The following is a 4,429-nucleotide window of genomic DNA, read 5'->3' as shown; positions in this document are numbered from 1 at the left end:
GCCGCCCGGCGGCGCGGCGCCGGAGCCGTGGTGGCCTCCCTGGGCGCGGAGGGCCTGCTCGCGGTGACCCCCGAGGGCCGCTGGCGGGCGGCACCGCCCGCCCACGTCCGCGGCAACCCGACCGGCGCGGGCGACTCCGCGGTCGCGGGCCTGCTGTCGGGCCTGGTCGAGCACCTGCCCTGGCCGGCCCGCCTGACCCGCGCGGTCGCCCTGTCCGCGGCGACGGTGCTGTCCCCGGTGGCGGGCGAGTTCGACCGCCCGGCGTACGAGGACCTGCTCGGCCGAGGCGTCGCGGTGACGGCGGAGGCGGGCGCGGCCCGCTAGTCCTTGACGTTGCCCTTCTTCAGGGAGAACTGGTCCAGCAGGACGTTGCACTTGTCGCCGTCGGCGCAGGACAGCGAGATCGTGTTGGTGCCCTTGTTCAGCGTGGGCCAGGCGAAGGTCTTGGTCCAGCCCTTGGCGAAGTCGCCGTCCGCGGCGTGCGCGAAGTTGCTCAGGTTCATCTTGCTGCCGAACGGCTTGCCGTTGACCGTGAGCGTCATCGACTGGTCCTCGCCGGCCGCGCTGTAGCGGGCGAAGAGGGTGTAGGCGCCGTCCTCGGGGATGCCGTCGACGGTCCAGGTGACCGAGGCGCCGGGCTGGTTGAGGCCGGTCACATAGGCGCCGCCGTCCGACTCGGCGCCCTCGACGTCCGAGGCGGTCGCCACGCCGGGCGACAGCTGGAGCTGACCCGACTGGGCCGACGGCAGCTTCACCTCGTCGTCGGCGCTGTTGCTCGCCGACGGGGTCGGGTCCGTGCTCTCGGACTGGGTGGGGGCCGTGTTGCCGCCGGCCTCGTCGCCGCTCTTGTCGTCGTCCGCGCCGCTGCTGGTCATCGCCACGGCGATGCCGATGACGACCGCGGCGACCACCGCGACCGCGCCGATGAGCAGGCCCTTGGTGTTGGGGCCGCGGCGTCCGCCGCCACCGGCGCCGCGGGCCGGCTGCTGCGGGGCGGTGGGGGCGCCGCCGCCGGGGATCGTCTCCGGCGCGGCGTAGTGCGCGTTCGGCTGGCCGTAGGCGCCCTGCTGCGGCGGGGCCGCCTGGCCGTACGCGGCGGTGGCGGCGGTCTGGCCCTGCGGTGCCCCGTACTGCCGTGCGCCGACGGGACGCACCCGGTTGACGGAGTTCGGGTAGCCGTAGCCACCGGACGGCGGCTGGGCTCCGTTGGCCTGCCCGTCGGCGTACAGATAGCCGAACGGGTCGTCGTCCTCGGGCGTGCTCGCGCCGTTGTTGCCGGGCGTCATCCCTAGGTCTCCTAACCAGGTGCGGTGCGTATGCGGTACAGGTGGTGAGAGGGCGAGCCTACCTGCTCCGACTGACCCGAACGGGTGACTCGGACCGCATCAGCACGCTGAGCTGGGCATCATCCGGCACGGCGGTGCTGTTTGGGACGAGATCGTTTCTCTACGTACATCCGCTCGTCGGCGGACTTCAGGACTTCGTCCGCCGTCATGCCGCAGTGGGCCCACCCGATGCCGAAGCTGGCGCCGACGCGGACGGCCCGTCCCTCGGCCCGGATCGGCTGGATGATCTCGTTGCGCAGGCGTACGGCGAGGTCCTCGGCGTCGGCGCGGCCGAGTCCGTCGGCGAGGATGACGAACTCGTCGCCGCCGAGCCGGGCCACGGTGTCGCCGTCGCGCACGCCGCCGCCGAGCCGGCGGGCGACCTCGATGAGGACGGCGTCGCCCGCGTTGTGCCCGAACCGGTCGTTGATCGACTTGAAGCCGTCGAGGTCGCAGAAGAGGACCGCGAGCCCCTTGGTGCCGTCGTCCCGCCCGCTGCCGGGGGCGATGGTGTGCACATGGTGGTCGTAGGCCCCGTAGGGATCGGTGCCGGAGCGGAAGTCGAAGGTGTGGCCCCCGGAGTCGGTGACGGGGTGCCCGTAGGCCGCGTCCATCGCGTCGGCGACCGCCGCGTGCGGGGACTGCGGGCGCCGGCACAGCCGGGCGGCGAGCCGGGCGCGCAGCTCGGCGGAGTTCGGCAGGCCGGTGAGGGAGTCGTGGGAGGCGCGGTGGGCGAGCTGGAGCTCGCGGCGCTTGCGCTCCTCTATGTCCTCGACGTGGGTGAGCAGGAAGCGGGGCCCGTCGGCGGCGTCGGCGACGACGCTGTTGCGCAGGGAGACCCACACGTACGTGCCGTCGCGGCGGCCCAGGCGCAGCTCGGCCCGGCCGCCCTCGGCGGAGGTGCGCAGCAGGGTGCCGATGTCCTCGGGGTGGACGAGGTCGGAGAAGGCGTAGCGGCGCATCGCGGAGGCGGGGCGGCCGAGCAGGCGGCAGAGCGCGTCGTTGGTGCGCAGGATGCGGCCGTGCTGGTCGCCGCCCATCTCGGCGATGGCCATGCCGGAGGGGGCGTACTCGAAGGCCTGCCGGAAGCTCTCCTCGCTCGCCCTGAGGGCCTGCTGGTCGCGCTCCAGGCGGACCAGGGCGCGCTGCATGTTGGAGCGGAGGCGGGCGTTGCTGATGGCGATGGCGGCCTGGAAGGCGTACATCTGGAGGGCCTCGCGGCCCCAGGCGCCGGGGCGGCGGCCGTTGCGCGGCCGGTCCACGGACAGGACGCCGATCAGTTCGCCGCTGTTGCCGCTGCCCTGCGGGCCCGGCGCGTACATCGGGGCGAAGAGCCGGTCCGAGGGGTGCCACTCGTCCTCGAAGCGGGGTGCGGGCCCGTCGGTGTACCACTGCGGGACGTCGTCGTCGTCGAGGACCCAGCCCTCGGTGTGGGGTATGAAGATCAGGTCGCCCCACTGCTCGCCCATGCCGAGGCGGCGTTCCCAGGACTCGCGGGACCCGGCGCGGCCGGTGATCAGGGCCTCGGCGGCCTGGTTTCCGGAGAAGGCGGCGACGACGAGGTCGCCGTCGGGGCGGACCAGGTTGACGCACGCCAGCTCGTACCCGAGGGCCTGGACGACGCCGTCGGCGACGGTCTGCAAGGTGTCCGCCAGGCTGCGGGCCGTGTTCATGTCGGCCATGACCTGGTGCAGTTGCCGCAGGGAGGCAAGGCGGACGTAGGGCTCCGACTCGGTCTCCATGCTCGCCCTCCCCCCGAGACCTCGCAGCGAATCAAGGGTTCTCTTCGGCGTATCGTCCTTACCAGCTTCCGCCACTGAATCACAGCGCGCTGCCCACTCGGTACACAGGGTCAACAATTACTGTCCCTTGTGACTCAAGTCACAGCTAAAGATGAACAATTGAGTGGTGATTCTGCGTTTTCCGCGTGCGTTTACTGAACGCAATGTTTGTAGGTATGCGCACGACTCCTCCTGACCTGTCGTCCCCGGGTCCTAGGCCGGTCCTAGGACCCGGTTCGGACCGGGGGCCGATGCCGGTCCCGCGGCCCGGCGATTAGCGTGGCGGGGTGCCGAACACTCCCCCTCTCGCGTCCCCCGCACCCTCCGCGCTCCCGTCGCCGACGCCGGCCTCCGGGCATGCTGAAGGGGTGAGCAACGACGCGTTCCGTGCCGTGATGTCCCGGCTGGCCTCGGGCGTGGTCCTGGTGACCGCGCAGGAGCCGCCGCTCGACCCCGACGACCCGGGGGCGCCGCGCGGCGAGGACGTCGGGATGACGGCCACGGCGTTCATGTCGGTGTCCCTGGACCCGCCGCTGGTCCTGGTCAGCCTGCGCGAGGGCTCCCGCATGGACGACCTGCTCGACGAACAGCCCGTGTGGGCGGTCTCCGTCCTGTCCGAGAGCCAGCGGCACATCGCGGGGCGCTTCGCGATGAAGGGGCGGGTCAGCGACCGGCTCCTCTTCGAGGACATCCCCTACGCACGGGGCGAGGTGTCCGGCGCACCGCTGGTGGGCGGCGCCCTGGCGACCCTGGAGTGCCGCACCGAGCAGCGCATACCGGCCGGCGACCACACCCTGGTCATCGGCCGCGTCCTGACCGCCGGCCTGCCGAGCGCGGACGGGGGGCCGCTGACGTACTTCCGGGGGCGGTACCGGCAGTTGGGCTGAGCGGTAATTCGCTCGTCCGGCACCCGGGCACCTGCCTAGGGTGCGCGCATGACGACCAGCACCGCGCTCCGCCTGGAGAAGATTGGCCGCGCCTGATCGTCGACGGCGAGCGCCCCGTCGGCTTCCTCATGGGCTTCTTCGGCATCGACTGGTACGACGACGGCAGCGCGCTGCGCTCCGGCCTGTGGCGCCTGAACATCGCCGCCGGCGAGCAGGGCCGCGGCTACGGGCGCTTCGCCGTGGAGTCGGTGTCCGCCGAGATCCGCCGCCGCGGCGGCACGGAGTGCTACGTCACCTGGCACCCCGGCGAACACGGCCCCGAGAACTTCTACCTGAGCCTCGGCTTCCACCCGAACGGCGAAAAGGCGGAGGAGGAGACGGTAGGCGTACTCACCCTCGCCTGAACGCGCCCCGAAGGGGCGCGGGGAACTGCGCG

At 72.6% G+C, this 4,429-nt stretch carries 4 protein-coding genes and 1 pseudogene; 3 read left to right on the top strand and 2 right to left on the bottom strand.

Translation table 11 applies throughout. The features are described from left to right. Positions 1-324, top strand: a 324-nt coding sequence (locus GTW67_RS26425; protein ID WP_237519039.1) for a PfkB family carbohydrate kinase, incomplete at its 5' end; no start/stop codon positions are given. On the opposite strand, the gene GTW67_RS26420 is transcribed toward GTW67_RS26425, so the two are convergent. Then, entirely contained in the window at positions 321-1,286 is a 966-nt protein-coding gene (locus tag GTW67_RS26420; RefSeq protein ID WP_161167291.1) for a carbohydrate-binding protein, read from the bottom strand. The two genes, GTW67_RS26425 and GTW67_RS26420, sit on opposite strands and share 4 nt — an antisense overlap. A gap of 119 nt (positions 1,287-1,405) precedes the next feature. Then, positions 1,406-3,067, bottom strand: a complete 1,662-nt coding sequence (cdgB, locus tag GTW67_RS26415; RefSeq protein ID WP_161167290.1) for a diguanylate cyclase CdgB — start codon at positions 3,065-3,067, stop codon at positions 1,406-1,408. Between the two features lie 326 nt (positions 3,068-3,393). Here cdgB and GTW67_RS26410 point away from each other — a divergent pair, with 326 nt between their 5' ends. Continuing rightward, the gene (locus GTW67_RS26410; RefSeq protein WP_161167289.1) at positions 3,394-3,993 is read left to right on the top strand and encodes a flavin reductase; all 600 of its coding nucleotides are present in this window, start codon (positions 3,394-3,396) and stop codon (positions 3,991-3,993) included. Positions 3,994-4,064: 71 nt separating this feature from the next. Beyond that, positions 4,065-4,397, top strand: a pseudogene (locus GTW67_RS26405) (GNAT family N-acetyltransferase); the annotation flags it as partial. Positions 4,398-4,429: the final 32 nt, after the last annotated feature.

This window comes from Streptomyces sp. SID5910, from assembly GCF_009862125.1.
Classification (GTDB): domain Bacteria; phylum Actinomycetota; class Actinomycetes; order Streptomycetales; family Streptomycetaceae; genus Streptomyces.
The sequence above is the reverse complement of the archived record's forward strand: the minus strand, read 5'-3'. Positions and strand labels throughout refer to the sequence as shown.